At 73.2% G+C, this 14,678-nt stretch carries 14 protein-coding genes; 7 read left to right on the forward strand and 7 right to left on the reverse strand.

The annotated features are described in order from the left end of the window. Nucleotides 1–13: 13 nt before the first annotated feature. Both ACFWIA_RS07500 and ACFWIA_RS07505 read left to right on the forward strand, forming a co-directional pair. Complete coding sequence (locus ACFWIA_RS07500; protein WP_387001354.1) at nt 14–1,462, forward strand: NAD(P)H-quinone dehydrogenase; 1,449 nt, start codon at nt 14–16, stop codon at nt 1,460–1,462. Nucleotides 1,463–1,584: 122 nt separating this feature from the next. Next, on the forward strand, nt 1,585–2,565 hold the full coding sequence (locus ACFWIA_RS07505) for a DeoR/GlpR family DNA-binding transcription regulator (protein ID WP_387001356.1): 981 nt from the start codon (nt 1,585–1,587) through the stop codon (nt 2,563–2,565). Between the two features lie 39 nt (nt 2,566–2,604). Here ACFWIA_RS07505 and ACFWIA_RS07510 read toward each other — a convergent pair whose 3' ends face one another. The 3 genes from ACFWIA_RS07510 to ACFWIA_RS07520 all read right to left on the reverse strand — a co-directional run bounded on the left by ACFWIA_RS07510 (nt 2,605) and on the right by ACFWIA_RS07520 (nt 6,406). Beyond that, nucleotides 2,605–3,150, reverse strand: a complete 546-nt coding sequence (locus ACFWIA_RS07510; RefSeq protein ID WP_387001636.1) for a TetR/AcrR family transcriptional regulator — start codon at nt 3,148–3,150, stop codon at nt 2,605–2,607. Between the two features lie 222 nt (nt 3,151–3,372). Beyond that, nucleotides 3,373–5,127, reverse strand: coding sequence for an acetyl/propionyl/methylcrotonyl-CoA carboxylase subunit alpha (locus tag ACFWIA_RS07515; protein ID WP_387001358.1), 1,755 nt, complete (start codon nt 5,125–5,127; stop codon nt 3,373–3,375). A 487-nt stretch (nt 5,128–5,614) separates the two neighbouring features. After that, nucleotides 5,615–6,406 carry a hypothetical protein gene (locus tag ACFWIA_RS07520; protein WP_387001360.1) on the reverse strand — a complete coding sequence of 264 codons (792 nt, stop codon included), beginning with the start codon at nt 6,404–6,406 and terminating at the stop codon, nt 5,615–5,617. 101 nt (nt 6,407–6,507) lie between these two features. Between ACFWIA_RS07520 and ACFWIA_RS07525 the strand changes: the two genes are divergently transcribed. After that, the gene (locus tag ACFWIA_RS07525) at nt 6,508–7,314 is read left to right on the forward strand and encodes a nucleotidyltransferase (protein WP_387001362.1); all 807 of its coding nucleotides are present in this window, start codon (nt 6,508–6,510) and stop codon (nt 7,312–7,314) included. A gap of 14 nt (nt 7,315–7,328) precedes the next feature. On the opposite strand, the gene ACFWIA_RS07530 is transcribed toward ACFWIA_RS07525, so the two are convergent. The 4 genes from ACFWIA_RS07530 to ACFWIA_RS07545 all read right to left on the reverse strand — a co-directional run bounded on the left by ACFWIA_RS07530 (nt 7,329) and on the right by ACFWIA_RS07545 (nt 10,096). Continuing rightward, on the reverse strand, nt 7,329–7,949 hold the full coding sequence (locus ACFWIA_RS07530; protein WP_387001363.1) for a nucleoside triphosphate pyrophosphatase: 621 nt from the start codon (nt 7,947–7,949) through the stop codon (nt 7,329–7,331). A gap of 64 nt (nt 7,950–8,013) precedes the next feature. Continuing rightward, nucleotides 8,014–8,142: a morphogenic membrane protein MmpB gene (gene mmpB, locus ACFWIA_RS07535; protein WP_385486289.1), complete on the reverse strand. Its 129-nt coding sequence runs from the start codon at nt 8,140–8,142 to the stop codon at nt 8,014–8,016. 81 nt (nt 8,143–8,223) lie between these two features. Beyond that, nucleotides 8,224–8,433: an acyl-CoA carboxylase epsilon subunit gene (locus ACFWIA_RS07540; protein ID WP_387001365.1), complete on the reverse strand. Its 210-nt coding sequence runs from the start codon at nt 8,431–8,433 to the stop codon at nt 8,224–8,226. 28 nt (nt 8,434–8,461) lie between these two features. After that, the gene (locus ACFWIA_RS07545) at nt 8,462–10,096 is read right to left on the reverse strand and encodes an acyl-CoA carboxylase subunit beta (protein ID WP_387001367.1); all 1,635 of its coding nucleotides are present in this window, start codon (nt 10,094–10,096) and stop codon (nt 8,462–8,464) included. 165 nt (nt 10,097–10,261) lie between these two features. Here ACFWIA_RS07545 and ACFWIA_RS07550 point away from each other — a divergent pair, with 165 nt between their 5' ends. From ACFWIA_RS07550 to ACFWIA_RS07565, 4 genes are all read left to right on the forward strand, one after another. Next, a complete protein-coding gene (locus ACFWIA_RS07550) occupies nt 10,262–11,146 on the forward strand; it encodes a biotin--[acetyl-CoA-carboxylase] ligase (RefSeq protein ID WP_387001369.1) in 885 nt (294 codons plus the stop codon). Nucleotides 11,147–11,299: 153 nt separating this feature from the next. Beyond that, nucleotides 11,300–12,481: an adenylate/guanylate cyclase domain-containing protein gene (locus ACFWIA_RS07555; RefSeq protein ID WP_387001371.1), complete on the forward strand. Its 1,182-nt coding sequence runs from the start codon at nt 11,300–11,302 to the stop codon at nt 12,479–12,481. A gap of 136 nt (nt 12,482–12,617) precedes the next feature. Continuing rightward, entirely contained in the window at nt 12,618–13,418 is an 801-nt protein-coding gene (locus tag ACFWIA_RS07560; protein WP_387001373.1) for an enoyl-CoA hydratase/isomerase family protein, read from the forward strand. 77 nt (nt 13,419–13,495) lie between these two features. Then, complete coding sequence (locus tag ACFWIA_RS07565; protein ID WP_387001375.1) at nt 13,496–14,659, forward strand: diguanylate cyclase domain-containing protein; 1,164 nt, start codon at nt 13,496–13,498, stop codon at nt 14,657–14,659. Nucleotides 14,660–14,678 lie beyond the last annotated feature (19 nt).

Raw genomic sequence — 14,678 nt, forward strand, 5'->3', positions numbered from 1 at the left:
AGCGTGCGGGACAATGGGGGACGTGACTCGGATCGTGATCATCGGTGGTGGCCCCGGCGGCTATGAGGCGGCGCTGGTCGCTGCCCAGCTGGGCGCGGAGGTGACCGTCGCCGACTGCGACGGTCTGGGCGGAGCGTCGGTGCTGACCGACTGCGTGCCGTCGAAGACGTTGATCGCGACCGCCGAGGTGATGACCACCTTCGACTCGTCGTACGAGGAACTGGGGATCATCGTCGCCGATGACACCCCCCACGTGGACACGCCCGCGCGTGTCGTCGGCGTGGACCTCGGCAAGGTCAACCGTCGGGTGAAGCGGCTCGCCCTGGCGCAGTCGCACGACATCACCGCGTCCGTCACCCGGGCCGGCGCCCGCGTGGTGCGCGGTCGCGGCCGGCTGGAGGGGCGGCAGGCGGCGGACGGCAGCCGTACCGTCGTGGTCACCGCCGCGGACGGCACCGAGGAGCGCTTCGTCGCCGACGCGGTGCTGATCGCCACCGGCGGGCACCCCCGGGAGGTGCCCGACGCGCAGCCGGACGGGGAGCGCATCCTCAACTGGACGCAGGTGTACGACCTGGCCGAACTGCCCGAGGAACTCATCGTCGTGGGCTCCGGCGTCACCGGTGCCGAGTTCGCGGGCGCCTACCAGGCCCTGGGGTCCCGGGTCACCCTGGTCTCCAGCCGGGACCGGGTGCTGCCCGGCGAGGACCCCGACGCCGCGGCCGTCCTGGAGGACGTGTTCCGGCGGCGCGGCATGAACGTCATGGCCCGCTCGCGCGCCGAGTCCGCCAAGCGGGTCGGCGACCGGGTGGAGGTCACCCTGTCGGACGGCCGGGTCATCTCCGGCACGCACTGCCTGATGGCGGTCGGCGCGATCCCCAACTCCCAGGGCATGGGCCTGGAGGAGGCGGGCGTCCGGGTCAAGGACTCCGGCCACATCTGGACGGACCGGGTGTCCCGGACCTCCGCGCCCGGCGTCTACGCGGCCGGTGACGTCACCGGCGTGTTCGCGCTGGCCTCGGTGGCGGCGATGCAGGGACGCATCGCGATGCACCACTTCCTCGGTGACGCGGTGACCCCGCTCAACCTGAAGACGGTCTCCTCGAACGTCTTCACGGACCCCGAGATCGCCACGGTGGGCTACACCCAGGCCGACGTGGACGCCGGCAAGATCGACGCCCGGGTCGTCAAGCTGCCGCTGCTGCGCAACGCCCGGGCCAAGATGCAGGGCATCCGGGACGGCTTCGTGAAGATCTTCTGCCGCCCGGGCACCGGCATCGTGGTCGGCGGAATCGTGGTGGCCCCCCGCGCCTCGGAGCTGATCCACCCGATCTCCCTCGCCGTGGACAACAACCTGACCGTGGAGCAGATCGCCAACGCGTTCACGGTGTACCCGTCGCTGTCCGGGTCGATCGCCGAGGTCGCGCGGCAGCTCCAGACCCGCAAGTCGGAGGGCGAGGGCTGAGCCCCGCCGGTCGGCACCGGGTGCGACCCACCCGGTGCGATGCGGGGCGATCGGGGTTTATACCACTGTGCACGGTCCTGTGCGAACAACTTCCGCTCTTCGCCGCAAACTGCTGAAAGCAGATGGTCGTTGGGGTTACTGTCAGTTTCGTGTTCGCTGCAGAACGTCGTCAGTTGATTCTCGAAATGGTGCGCGCCAACGGAGCCGTTTCGCTCCGTGAGCTCGCCCGCGTCGTCCAGACCTCCGAAGTGACCGTACGGCGGGACGTACGGGCGCTGGAGGCAGAAGGACTCCTCGACCGCCGCCACGGCGGTGCGGTACTGCCGGGCGGATTCACCCGGGAGTCCGGCTTCCCCCAGAAGTCCCACCTCGCGACCGCCGAGAAGACGGCGATCGCCGACCTCGCGGCGGGCCTCGTCGAGGAGGGCGAGGCCATCGTCGTGGGGGCGGGGACCACCACCCAGGAGCTGGCCCGCCGGCTCGCCCGGGTCCCGGGCCTGACGGTGGTGACCAACTCGCTGCTGGTGGCCCAGGCCCTCGCCCACGCCAACCGGGTCGAAGTGGTGATGACCGGCGGAACCCTGCGCGGTTCCAACTACGCCCTGGTGGGCAGCGGGGCCGAGCAGTCCCTCCAGGGGCTGCGGGTGTCCCGTGCCTTCCTCTCCGGGAGCGGGCTGACCGCCGAACGCGGTCTGTCCACCTCCAACATGCTGTCGGCCAGCGTCGACCGGGCCCTGGTGCAGGCCGCCGCGGAGGTCGTGGTCCTCGCCGACCGCACCAAACTCGGCACCGACACTATGTTCCAGACGGTGCCGACCGATGTGATCACCCGGCTCGTCACCGACGAACCGCCCGCGCACGACGACCGGGCCGCCACCGAACTCCAGGCACTCGCCGACCGGGGCGTCCAGATCACCGTCACGGGCGGCAGCGGCGGTGCGGCGGCCGATCCGGCTCCGGCGGGGCGCCAGCCGCGCCGGGACGTCAACCTGCCGGGGCCGCGCCGCGGCCCCCAACTGCGCAGCGCCGCCTCGGTGCTCGCAGAGGGCGGCGGACCGGGCGAGCGAACCGCCGCCCGGGTCGCTGACCTGCGGCGTCGCTGAACCTCTGGGCCGGTCGGGTCCGGGCCGGGCGGCGGACCGTCAGGCGCGGATGCCGCGCAGCGTCAGGGACAGCAGTCGGTCCGCGAGGTGCGGGTCGCCGGGGGTCTCCTCGGCGGCCAGCGCGATCGCGTTGGTCAACTGCATCAGGTCCGAGACCGAGACGTCGGAGCGCACCGCTCCGGAGCGCTGGGCCCGGGTCAACAGGGCCGCGCCGGCCTCCCGCATGGGGGTGCTGCACCGGGCCAGGTCGGAGGTGTCGTCGTGGCACGCCGTCATCAAGGCCCGTGACAGGCCCCGGTACTCACCCGCGTGGGTGATGATCGCGCGCAGCCAGGCGACCAGCGCCGTACACGGTTGGGGGGCGTCCAGGAGGGCCCGGGAACGCGCCAGCAGATCGTCCCTGGCGTCCTCGAACACCGCGCTCATCAGGGCGTTGCGGTTGGGGAAGTGCCGGTACAGGGTGCCGATGCCGACCCCCGCCCGACGGGCCACGTCCTCCAGGGAGGTGCCCGTGCCGTGTTCCGCGAAGGCGGTACGGGCCGCCGCGAGCAGCCGTTCGTAGTTGCGGCGGGCGTCCGACCGCATGGGCCTCGTCTCGTGCCGTCCGGCCAGGGCCACCGGCCCCGGGGCCGTGTGCTCCGCGGCCTCCGGGTGCCGCTCCCCACCACCGTCGTTCATCGGTGCTCCTCCCGTCTCCCGCGCGCGTCCCCAGCATGCCACCCCCCGGCACGAGGACGGGGCGGCAGGGGGAACACGACTGCGGGCCGCCCCGTGGGGGACGGCCCGCAGCGGGTCTCGGTGCCCGGCTCAGTCCTTGATCTCGCAGATCAGCGCGCCGGAGGTGACCGCGCCGCCCACCTCGGCGGCGAGGCCCTTGACGGTTCCCGAGCGGTGCGCGTTCAGCGGCTGCTCCATCTTCATGGCCTCCAGGACGACGACCAGGTCGCCCTCCTTGACCTCCTGGCCCTCCTCGACGGCGACCTTGACGATGGTGCCCTGCATCGGGGACGCGAGGGCGTCCCCGGAGGCCGCGGGACCGGACTTCTTGACGGCCCGTCGCTTCGGCTTGGCACCGGCGGCGAGCCCGGTGCGCGCCAGCGACATCCCGAGGGAGACCGGCAGCGACACCTCCAGGCGCTTGCCGCCGACCTCGACCACGACCGTCTCGCGGCCGGTCTCGTCCTCGGCCTCGGTGTCCGCGGCGGCGGAGAACGCCGGGATGTCGTTGACGAACTCGGTCTCGATCCACCGGGTGTACACGGTGAACGGCGAGGCGGTGAACGCCGCGTCGGCGACGACCTTGCGGTGGAACGGGATCGCGGTGGCCATGCCCTCGACGCGGAACTCGTCGAGCGCCCGGGCGGCCCGCTGGAGGGCCTGCTCACGGGTGGCGCCGGTGACGATCAGCTTGGCGAGCAGCGAGTCCCAGGCCGGTCCGATGACGCTGCCGGACTCGACGCCGGCGTCGAGCCGCACGCCCGGACCGGTCGGCGGCGCGAACAGGGTCACCGTGCCGGGGGCGGGCAGGAAGTTGCGCCCCGGGTCCTCGCCGTTGATGCGGAACTCGAAGGAGTGACCCCGCACCGGCGGGTCGTCGTACCCGAGGGCCTCGCCGTCGGCGATGCGGAACATCTCCCGCACCAGGTCGATGCCGGTGACCTCCTCGGTCACCGGGTGCTCGACCTGGAGTCGGGTGTTGACCTCCAGGAACGAGACGGTGCCGTCGGCGCCCACCAGGAACTCGACGGTCCCGGCGCCGACGTAGCCGGCCTCCTTGAGGATCGCCTTGGACGCCGAGTACAGCTGGGCGTTCTGCTCGTCGGTCAGGAAGGGCGCCGGGGCCTCCTCCACCAGCTTCTGGTGGCGGCGCTGGAGGGAGCAGTCACGGGTGGAGACGACCACGACGTTGCCGTGGGTGTCGGCGAGGCACTGGGTCTCGACGTGCCGCGGCTGGTCGAGGTAGCGCTCCACGAAGCACTCGCCGCGCCCGAACGCGGCGACCGCCTCCCGGACGGCCGACTCGTACAGCTCCGGCACCTCGTCCAGGTTCCGGGCGACCTTCAGCCCGCGCCCGCCGCCGCCGAACGCCGCCTTGATCGCGATGGGCAGCCCGTGTTCCTTGGCGAAGGCGACGACCTCGTCCGCCCCGGACACCGGGTCGGGGGTGCCGGCGACCAGCGGGGCGCCGGCACGCTGCGCGATGTGGCGGGCCGCGACCTTGTCGCCGAGGTCGCGGATGGCCTGCGGCGGCGGACCGATCCAGGTCAGCCCGGCGTCCAGCACGGCCTGCGCGAACTCCGCGTTCTCGGAGAGGAAGCCGTAGCCCGGGTGCACGGCGTCCGCACCCGAATCCGCCGCCGCCTTCAGCACCTTGCCGATGTCGAGGTAACTGGTGGCGGGGGTGTCGCCGCCCAGCGCGAACGCCTCATCCGCCACCCGGACATGCACGGCATCACGGTCCGGCTCCGCGTAGACCGCCACACTTGCGATCCCCGCGTCCCGGCACGCCCGGGCCACTCGAACCGCGATCTCGCCCCGATTGGCGATGAGCACCTTCCGCACGATGGCTCCCTCCTAGCAGTTTCCGCCGGGGGCCGAACCCCGGACCACCGGCCCGGTACCCGGCCCGGTACCACGGCCCGGAGCGGTCTACGGGTTCCCCGTGCCGATCACTTCGCATGACTTTTCCCGGAACACACCGAGTTTAGGGACTGCCGACACGGCCGTACGACCCGTCCCCCTTGGTGAGGTTGCCCACACGGAGCGTGAGAACGGGTCTCGTTCGGTGTGAAGTTCCTAGTCACGGGCGGTGTGCGGAAATCCTCTTCCGAACCCTAGCCCGGTTGTGTGGCCAAGGTCTCTATGAGAGGGCACTGCGGAGGATCGTGAATCTTTGTGGAATCCCTACGAATGGCCCAACGTCCGAAGGGCGCGCCGAACGCCCCACCCGCCGCCGCGCGGGGCAGACCCCGCCCCCCTGGGGTGACAGGGGTGCCCCCCCAGCACGCAGGGGAGGACCCGGACCACGTCGGGACCACCGTGCCCGGCGTTACTTACTGCGGTGACCCGCCCAAGCGTCGGCGGCCGACAGCATGTCCCTGATCCACGCCTCGGCTGGCCGCCGCTTGGCGAACGCCCGGTGCATGCGCTGCTCGGCAACGGCGAACGCCGTGACGGCAGCGGGGTCGGCGTCGACCCATGCCGGGCACTGCGCAGCCCATGCCTCGGCGGCCCGCGGGGTGTGTCCTGCGGCGATCAGTTGCAGGACCAGCCGGGCCGGAGTGATGAACGCCGCGCCGGTCGTGGGCCAGGACCAGTCCACCACCCACGCACGGGTGGAGGCGATCAGGAAGTTGGACGGGGTGATGTCGGTGTAGAGGAGCGCGTCTCCCTCGAATTGACGTGCTTCCTCCTCGGAGGCCGCGAAGCGGTGCCAGCGACGTTCGGCCCAGTCGGCGGCAACGGCGGGTACGGGAAGGGCGGTGATGCGCTGCACGAGCCGAACCACCTGGGGTAGGTCCTGCGAGTCGGGCGGGAACTCGGCGGGACGGGCCTCCACCACCTGGAAGCCGAGGACGAGCCATGCCGCGTCCTCGACCTGCCAGAGCAGTTCAGGGGAGACGGCTCGGACGTGAGGAGCGATGGCACGCTCGCGCACCAGGGAGTCGCGACGGCCCCCGGGCCGGTTCTTCATCGCCTTGATGAAGAAGGGCCCCTTCGCACACTGCACGATCGCGGTCAGGTCGGACCCGTGGCCGTGCTGGGTGGGCCGGATCTCATCGATCGTGCCGGTGTGCGGGGTGATGAGCGGGCGCAGGTCGGCGCCGGGGGCGTCGTTCACCGGTTCCTCAGTTTCGTGGGGTGCAGGAGCTACCGGGGAACCCCGGGGTGCACTCGTCGTCGGGTTCGCAGGGGGCGTGCCGCGCACGGCACAGTGGCCCCATGACGGAACGAGGGCTGGAGCCGGACGGAACGATCGCCCGCGAGGGCGCCCTGGACCGGGTGCCGGCAGCGTTCGTCCCCGTCGTCGACGCGGCCCGCGCCCAGCTCAGCGCCACGTTCGACGGTGCGCGCCTGCACAGCGCCTACCTCTACGGCAGCATTCCCCGCGGCACCGCCACGGTCGGGATCTCGGACCTCGACCTCCAACTCGTCCTCCACGACGAGCCCTCCGACGTCGACCGCGCCGCCGCCCGGGCGACGGAAGCCCGGCTCGACCTCGCGTTCGGGCAGATCGACGGCGTCGGCATCCTGCTGACCAGTGCGCGGGTCCTGCTCAGCGACCTCGAACGGTACGACGGCGGATTCTTCATCGCCTGCCTCTGCACCCCGTTGCTGGGCCCCGACCTCGCCGGGGAACTGCCCCGGTACCGCCCCACGTCCCTGCTCGCGCGGGAGACCAACGGCGACCTCGGGCGCGTGCTTCCGCGCTGGCGGGCCGCCGCGGCCGAGGTCGCCTCGGACGCCGACCGCCGGGCCCTCGGTCGTCGCGTCGGCCGGCGCCTCGTCCGTACCGGCTTCACCCTGGTCATGCCCCGGTGGGGCGGCTGGACCAGCGACCTCGACCGGTCCGCCGAGCTCTTCGGCCGCTACTACCCCGAGCGCGCCCGGCAGATGCGTCTCGCCGCGGACACCGGCCGGGCGCCCGCACCCGATCCGGCCGTGCTCGGGATGCTCATCGACGACCTCGGCCCGTGGCTCGCAGCCGAGTACACGGCCGTGCACGGCGAGAAGGCACCCCGTCCCTGACCGGTGCGCACCCGTCAGCGCGCCGGAGCCACCCACAGGTCCGTGATGCCCACGCCCAGCTCCGCCAACAGGCGCCGCAGCAGCGGCAACGACAGCCCGATGACGTTGCCGTGGTCACCGTCGATGCCGTCGACGAACGGGGCCGACCGCCCGTCCAACGTGAACGCGCCCGCCACGTGCAGCGGCTCCCCCGAGGCGACGTAGGCGGCGATCTCCGCATCGGTCGGCTCGCCGAAGCGGACCACCGTCGACGCGACCGCCGAGGCGTACCGCCCGCTGCGGGCGTCGTACACGCAGTGGCCGGTCTGGAGGGTGCCGGCCCGCCCCCGCATCGCCTTCCAGCGGGCGGTGGCCTCCTCCGCGTCCGCGGGCTTGCCGAGGGCCTGACCGTCCAGGTCGAGCACCGAGTCGCAGCCCACGACCAGCGCCGCCGCCCGGATGACCTCCGGTCGGGCGGCCACCACCGACGCCTTGGCCTCGGCGAGCGCCAGGGCCAGTTCCGCGGGGGTCGGCGCGGTCACGGCGTCCTCGTCGACCCCGCTCACCACCACCTCGGGGTCGAGCCCCGCCTGGCGCAGGAGACCGAGGCGGGCGGGGGACTGGGAGGCCAGGACGAGGTGGCGGGCTGCACTCATGGGCCCAGCGTAGAGGGAGCGCCCGGGCGCGCCGCGCGGGCGGGCCGGGCCCCGGTCGGACCCGTCAGCGCAGGCCGAGCGCCACCATCGCCAGGATCATGGCGAGGGCGAGCACCAGCCCGGCTCTGCGCAGCATGCCCTGCATGGCGCGCATGTCCTCGGGCGGTTCGTTCTCGGGGTCGGACCACAACATGCTTCCGATGCTCCTGCGCCGGGGGAGCCCCCGCCTGAGTACGGGTACCTAACTTGCCGCGGCGGGCGCCCCGGGTCCCGTTCACCCCGGCCAGTAGGTGCGGGTCCAGGCGGACGGGCCGGGCGCGGGCAACCGGGTGCGGGCCAGCCGGGACGGGTGGGACCAGGCGTCCGCACCGGCCGTCGGCTCCCCGGGGGCCGCCGCGGGCGCGGCGGCCCGGGCCCGGACCACCGCGAGGGCCGCGGCCAGCTCCTCCGGCGTGGGGTTGCCCTTCACTACCTTGATCATCACGACGGCTCCTCGGGGTGCGGCGGGGCGACTACAGCGGCATGTTGCCGTGCTTCTTCGGCGGCAGGCTCTCCCGCTTGGTGCGCAGCTGACGCAGGGCCCGCACCACCTGGCGACGCGTCTCGGAGGGGGCCACCACCGCGTCGACGTACCCCCGCTCGGCCGCCGTGTACGGGTTCAGCAGGGTGTCCTCGTACTCCTGGATGAGCTGCTGGCGCACCTCCTCGCGCTGCTCCTCGGGCGCCCCCGCGATGGTGCGCCGGTGCAGGATGTTCACCGCGCCCTGGGCACCCATGACGGCGATCTGCGCGGTCGGCCAGGCCAGGTTGAGGTCCGCGCCGAGGTGCTTGGACCCCATCACGTCGTACGCGCCGCCGAACGCCTTGCGGGTGATCACCGTGATCAGCGGGACCGTGGCCTCGGCGTACGCGTAGATCAGCTTGGCGCCCCGGCGGATGATGCCCTCGTGCTCCTGGCCGACGCCCGGCAGGAAGCCCGGCACGTCCACGAAGGTCAGCACGGGCACGTTGAAGGCGTCGCAGGTGCGGACGAAGCGGGCGGCCTTCTCGGACGCGTCGATGTCCAGACAGCCCGCGAACTGGAGCGGCTGGTTGGCGACGATCCCCACCGGGTGGCCCTCCACCCGGCCGAAGCCGGTGAGGATGTTCGGCGCGAACAGCGGCTGGGTCTCCAGGAACTCCGCGTCGTCGAGGACGTGCTCGACGACCCGGTGCATGTCGTACGGCTGGTTGGCGCTGTCCGGGATCAGCGCGTCCAACTCCCGGTCCTCGTCCGTCAGCTCCAGGTCCGCCGGCTCCGGGAACACCGGCGGCTCGCTCAGGTTGTTCGACGGCAGGTACGACAGCAGCGACTTGACGTACTCGACCGCGTCCTTCTCGTCGCCGGCCATGTGGTGCGCGACCCCGGAGACCGTGTTGTGGGTGCGCGCCCCGCCCAGCTCCTCGAAGCCGACGTCCTCACCGGTCACCGTCTTGATGACGTCCGGTCCGGTGATGAACATGTGCGAGGTCCGGTCGACCATCACGGTGAAGTCGGTGATCGCCGGCGAGTACACGGCGCCGCCCGCGCACGGCCCCACGACCAGCGAGATCTGCGGGATCACCCCGGAGGCGTGGGTGTTGCGGCGGAAGATCTCCCCGTACATCCCGAGCGCCATCACGCCCTCCTGGATGCGGGCGCCGCCCGAGTCGTTGATCCCGACGACCGGACAGCCCGTCTTCAGCGCGAAGTCCATCACCTTGACGATCTTCTGGCCGTAGACCTCGCCGAGGGCACCGCCGAAGACCGTGAAGTCCTGCGAGAACACCGCCACCGGCCGGCCCTCGACGGTGCCGTACCCGGTGACCACGCCGTCCCCGTACGGGCGGTTGTCCGCCAGGCCGAAGGCGGTGGACCGGTGCCGGGCGAACTCGTCCAGCTCCACGAAGGAGCCCTCGTCCATCAGCAGGGCGATCCGTTCACGGGCCGTCAGCTTGCCCTTGGCGTGCTGCTTCTCGACCGCGCGCGCCGACCCGGCGTGGGTGGCCTCCTCGACGCGCCGCCGCAGATCGGCGATCTTGCCCGCGGTGGTGTGGACGTCGATCGCCGGGTCCGCCGCGGGTGCGGGGGCGGACACGGTCGTACGGGGCTCTTCCGGCTTGGACATCGGGTGCGGCTCCCTGCGGAGAAGGGCGGCCGGCGCCCCGGGACGCCGGCGGGTCGTCGCGTCCTCGCGGGGCAGCCGGACGGGTGACCGGGGCTGATTTCTCGTAGCGTAGTGGGGTGGATACCGTTCGGCAGTGCGGCGTTTACCACACCTAGGGTGGGTTGCATGACGCCCCCGGATGCTGAAGCCCACCGCTGGTCCGACCTGGACCGGCCACCCCTGAACGCGGCGGCCCTCCGCCGTGCGCTGGTGCGCCCCGACTCCCTGTGGACCTCCCTGGACGTGGTCCGCGAGACCGGTTCCACCAACTCCGACCTCACCGCCCGCGCGGCCCGCACCGGTTCGCTCCCCGAGGGCGCCGTCCTGGTCGCCGAGGCCCAGCACGCGGCCCGGGGCCGCCTCGACCGCCGCTGGAGCGCGCCGGCGCGCTCCGGTCTGTTCGTGTCGGTGCTGCTCACTCCGGGGGACGAACGGCGCGGCGCGGTGCCCGTGGACCGCTGGGGGTGGATCCCGCTGCTCGCCGGGGTGGCCGTCGCCACCGCGCTGTCCCGGGCCGCCGGCGTCGACACGGCGCTCAAGTGGCCCAACGACCTGCTCGTCACCGTCGACGGCGAGGAGCGCAAGGCGGGCGGCATCCTCGCCGAACGGGCCGGGGACGGTTCCGTCGTCCTCGGGATCGGACTGAACGTCAGCCTGACCGCCGACGAGCTGCCCGTGCCCGGTGCCGGTTCCCTGCTCCTCGCGGGTGCGCGGACCACCGACCGGGACCCCCTGCTACGGGCCGTCCTGCGTTCCCTGGAGCAGTGGTACGGCGACTGGCGCGCGGCCGGCGGCGACCCGGTGGCGTCCGGCCTCCAGGAGACGTACGCGGCGGGGTGCGCGACCCTGGGGCGCCGGGTGCGGGCGCTGCTCCCCGGCGAACGGGAGGTTTCCGGCGAAGCGGTCGCCCTGGACGGGGACGGGCGGTTGGTCATCGCCACCGACGAGGGAGGGCTCCAGTCGGTCGGCGCGGGCGACATCGTCCATCTGCGTCCGGCGGAGTCCGGCTGACGGCTCGTGACTGCGGCGATGGAGGGGTTCCGGGCGGTTCGCGGGAACGGACCGTCCGGTCGGGAGTGAGCCACGGCACAGCTGTCGTACTGTGTGTGTTTGGGTGCTTCCTCGGAAGGCCCTGACCACGCGGCAGATCGGAAGGCAGCAGGCGTGACCGTCGACGACACGGGCTCGGGAGCCGGGAGGGGCAGTGCCCACGACCCGGGCCGCGACCGCCCGGCCGCCCCGCATCCCGGCTCCGGCGGTTCCGGTGGCTCCGGTGGGGCCGATCCTCCCGATGCCGCGGACGGCGCCGACGGGGGTGACGATCCCCTCGCCCTCCGCCTCGAACAGCTGATCCTGGGGGCCGAGCGTCGCTACACCCCCTTCCAGGCGGCCCGTAGCGCCGGGGTCTCGATGGAACTCGCGTCCCGTTTCTGGCGGGCCATGGGTTTCGCCGACATCGGCCAGGCCAAGGCGCTGACCGAGGCCGACGTCCTGGCCCTGCGCCGGCTCGCCGGTCTGGTCGAGGCGGGACTGCTCAGCGAACCGATGGCCATCCAGGTCGCCCGGTCCACCGGTCAGACCACCGCGCGGCTGGCCGAGTGGCAGATCGACTCGTTCCTGGAGGGGCTCACCGAACCCCCCGAGCCGGGGATGACCCGTACCGAGGTCACGTATCCGCTGATAGAGCTGCTGTTGCCGGAGTTGGAGGAGTTCCTCGTCTACGTCTGGCGCCGGCAGCTCGCCGCCGCCACCGGGCGGGTCGTGCAGGCCGCCGACGACGAGGAGATGGTGGACCGCCGGCTGGCCGTGGGCTTCGCCGACCTGGTCGGTTTCACCCGGCTGACCCGGCGCATGGAGGAGGAGGAACTCGGCGAGCTGGTCGAGGCGTTCGAGACCACCGCGGCCGATCTGGTGGCCGCGCACGGCGGGCGGCTCATCAAGACCCTCGGCGACGAGGTCCTGTACGCGGCGGACGACGCGGGCATCGCCGCGGAGATCGCCCTCCGGCTCATCGAGACGATGTCCCACGACGAGACGATGCCCGAACTGCGGGTCGGCATCGCCTTCGGCACGGTCACCACACGGATGGGTGATGTGTTCGGGACCACCGTGAACCTCGCCAGCCGGCTCACCTCGATAGCGCCGCGGGACGCCGTCCTCGTGGACGGGGCGTTCGCCGAGGAGCTGACCCGCACCGGCGAGGCCCCCAAGTCCGAGACGGAGGCCGCGGCGGCCACCGCTGCGGAGGACGCGCCCTCGTACCGCTTCGCGCTCCAGCCGATGTGGCAGCGGCCGGTCCGCGGGCTGGGCGTCGTCGAACCCTGGCTGTTGACCCGCCGCGGCTGACGCTCGCTCAGCGCGCCCCGTCCCCCGTACGGCCTGGGCCCCGTGCCCCGTACCGCTCCGCTGCCCCGTGTCGCGTTCGCCGCCGACCTGGAATGATCCGTTCGAATAACGAGCGTTAACGACCAGGGAGGTCCACGTGGACGAGCGACCGCAGCGGTTCGGGGACTTCGTGGCGGTGCAACGGCACGGCGCCGTCGCGGAGCTGCGACTCGACCGGCCCCGGGCCATGAACGCCGTGTCCACGGAGCTGGCCCGGGCCCTCACCGGCGCCTGCGAGGCGCTGGGCGCCGACCCCGGGGTCCGCGCGGTGGTCATCACCTCCACCCATCCGCGGGCGTTCTGCGTCGGGGCGGACCTCAAGGAACGCAACGCCTTCACCGACCGGGACCTGTTGCGCCAGCGCCCGGTGACCCGGGCCGCGTACACCGCGGTGCTGGACCTCCCGGTGCCCGCCCTCGCCGCCGTGCACGGCTACGCGTTGGGCGGCGGCTTCGAGATCGCCCTGTCCTGCGACCTGATCGTGGCCGACCCCTCGGCCGTCGTGGGGCTCCCGGAGGTCTCCGTGGGAGTGGTCCCGGGCGGCGGCGGCACCCAACTGCTGCCGCGCCGGGTGGGTGCCGCCCGGGCCGCCGAGCTGATCTTCACCGCCCGTCGGCTCCCGGCCGTGGAGGCCCACGCCCTGGGCCTGGTGGACGTCCTGACGGAGGAGGGCGAGGACACCGTCGAGGCGCTGGCGCTGGCCGCCCGCATCGCCGAGAACTCCCCGGTGGGCCTGCGCGCGGCGAAACGCGCGCTGCGCCTCGGTCAGGGGCTGGACCTGCGGGCCGCGCTGGAGGTCGAGGACGCGGCCTGGCGCTCGGTGGCGTTCTCCGGCGACCGGGTGGAAGGGGTGGCGGCGTTCAACGAGAAGCGGTCACCGAACTGGCCCGGCGAGTAGGGCGCCCGCCCGCCACGCGCCCTTTCCGTGGGTACCCCAATGCCCCAAAATATGGCAAACATCCTTAATCTAGTGTGATGGGTGGTGAGGAAGTGCGGCTACGGGGTGTGGTGGAGCTGGCGCAGGGAATGGCGGCGGCCCGCACCCCGCGGGACTCCTGGCGGGCGGCGGCCGAGGGGGCCCGCCGGGCGCTCGCCGGCGACTTCGCCGCCCTGTCGGTGTGGGAACGGGACCTGGGCCGGCTCCGGGTCCTCGTCAACGCGGGCGAGCGGACCCCGGACGAGGAGGAGTTCCCGGAGCACGAGGCGTACCCCGTGCACGAGTTCCCCGAGATCGCGGAGTTCCTGCACGGACGCTGGGCCGGCGGCGGTGAACCCCGGGCCTGGGTGGAGACCGCCGAGGGGTCGACCTCCGGGAGCGCGCACTACTGCCACCAGCGGGTCGCCGCCCTGCGCCGTCGGGGCCGCGGCTGCTGCGTGGTGGCTCCGCTGGTGCTGCACGGCCGGGCCTGGGGCGAGCTGTACGTGGCGCGCACGGCCGGGGCCCCGGTCTTCGGTCCGGCCGACGCGGACTTCGCCACCGTGCTCGCCGCCGTCGTCTCGGCCGGCCTCGCGCAGACCGAGCGGCTGGAGGAGGCCCGCCGCCTGGCGTTCACCGACTCCCTCACGGGGCTCGCCAACCGGCGCGCCGTCGACGAGAGCCTGGACGACGCGGTGGACCGTCACCACGCCGAGGGGATCGTCGTGAGCCTGGTGGTGTGCGATCTGAACGGGCTGAAGCGGGTCAACGACACCCAGGGGCACGCGGTGGGGGACCGGCTGCTGGAACGATTCGGCTCCGTACTGTCCCTGTGCGGGGCGATGTTGCCCGGGACGCTGGCCGCACGGCTCGGCGGCGACGAGTTCTGTCTGCTGGCGGTCGGCCCCCCGGCGGACCGGGTGGTGCGGGTGGCCGAGGAGTTGTGCCGGCGCGCGGCCGGCCTCGGCGACGGGGTGGCCTGCGGGGTCGCCTCCACCGGTGACCCCATCGGCGAGGTGCGCTCCGCCCGCCGGCTGTTCCGGCTCGCGGACGCGGCGCAGTACCGGGCCAAGGCGGCCCGGTCCCCGACGCCCGTGGTCGCCGGCCGCTCCGGGCCCGACGACCCGGTCGTCCGGTTGGCCGACGACACCGCGCCGCCGGCGGGCGAACCGGCTCCCCCCGTCGGTGAACGCCGCCGCTTCCGTCGCTGGCTGGACCGTTAGCGGGCGGCGGGCGCCCCCG

Source organism: Streptomyces sp. NPDC127068 (genome assembly GCF_042724695.1).
Classification (GTDB): Bacteria; Actinomycetota; Actinomycetes; order Streptomycetales; family Streptomycetaceae; genus Streptomyces.

Coding starts and splice junctions, on each gene's coding strand:
- ACFWIA_RS07510 (WP_387001636.1), bottom strand. CDS start 3,150: ATGCGGTCGGACGCCCGCCGCAACTACGAACGGCTGCTCGCGGCGGCC.
- ACFWIA_RS07565 (WP_387001375.1), top strand. CDS start 13,496: ATGGGTGGTGAGGAAGTGCGGCTACGGGGTGTGGTGGAGCTGGCGCAG.
- ACFWIA_RS07505 (WP_387001356.1), top strand. CDS start 1,585: ATGGTCGTTGGGGTTACTGTCAGTTTCGTGTTCGCTGCAGAACGTCGT.
- mmpB (WP_385486289.1), bottom strand. CDS start 8,142: ATGTTGTGGTCCGACCCCGAGAACGAACCGCCCGAGGACATGCGCGCC.
- ACFWIA_RS07545 (WP_387001367.1), bottom strand. CDS start 10,096: ATGTCCAAGCCGGAAGAGCCCCGTACGACCGTGTCCGCCCCCGCACCC.
- ACFWIA_RS07530 (WP_387001363.1), bottom strand. CDS start 7,949: ATGAGTGCAGCCCGCCACCTCGTCCTGGCCTCCCAGTCCCCCGCCCGC.
- ACFWIA_RS07500 (WP_387001354.1), top strand. CDS start 14: ATGGGGGACGTGACTCGGATCGTGATCATCGGTGGTGGCCCCGGCGGC.
- ACFWIA_RS07525 (WP_387001362.1), top strand. CDS start 6,508: ATGACGGAACGAGGGCTGGAGCCGGACGGAACGATCGCCCGCGAGGGC.
- ACFWIA_RS07550 (WP_387001369.1), top strand. CDS start 10,262: ATGACGCCCCCGGATGCTGAAGCCCACCGCTGGTCCGACCTGGACCGG.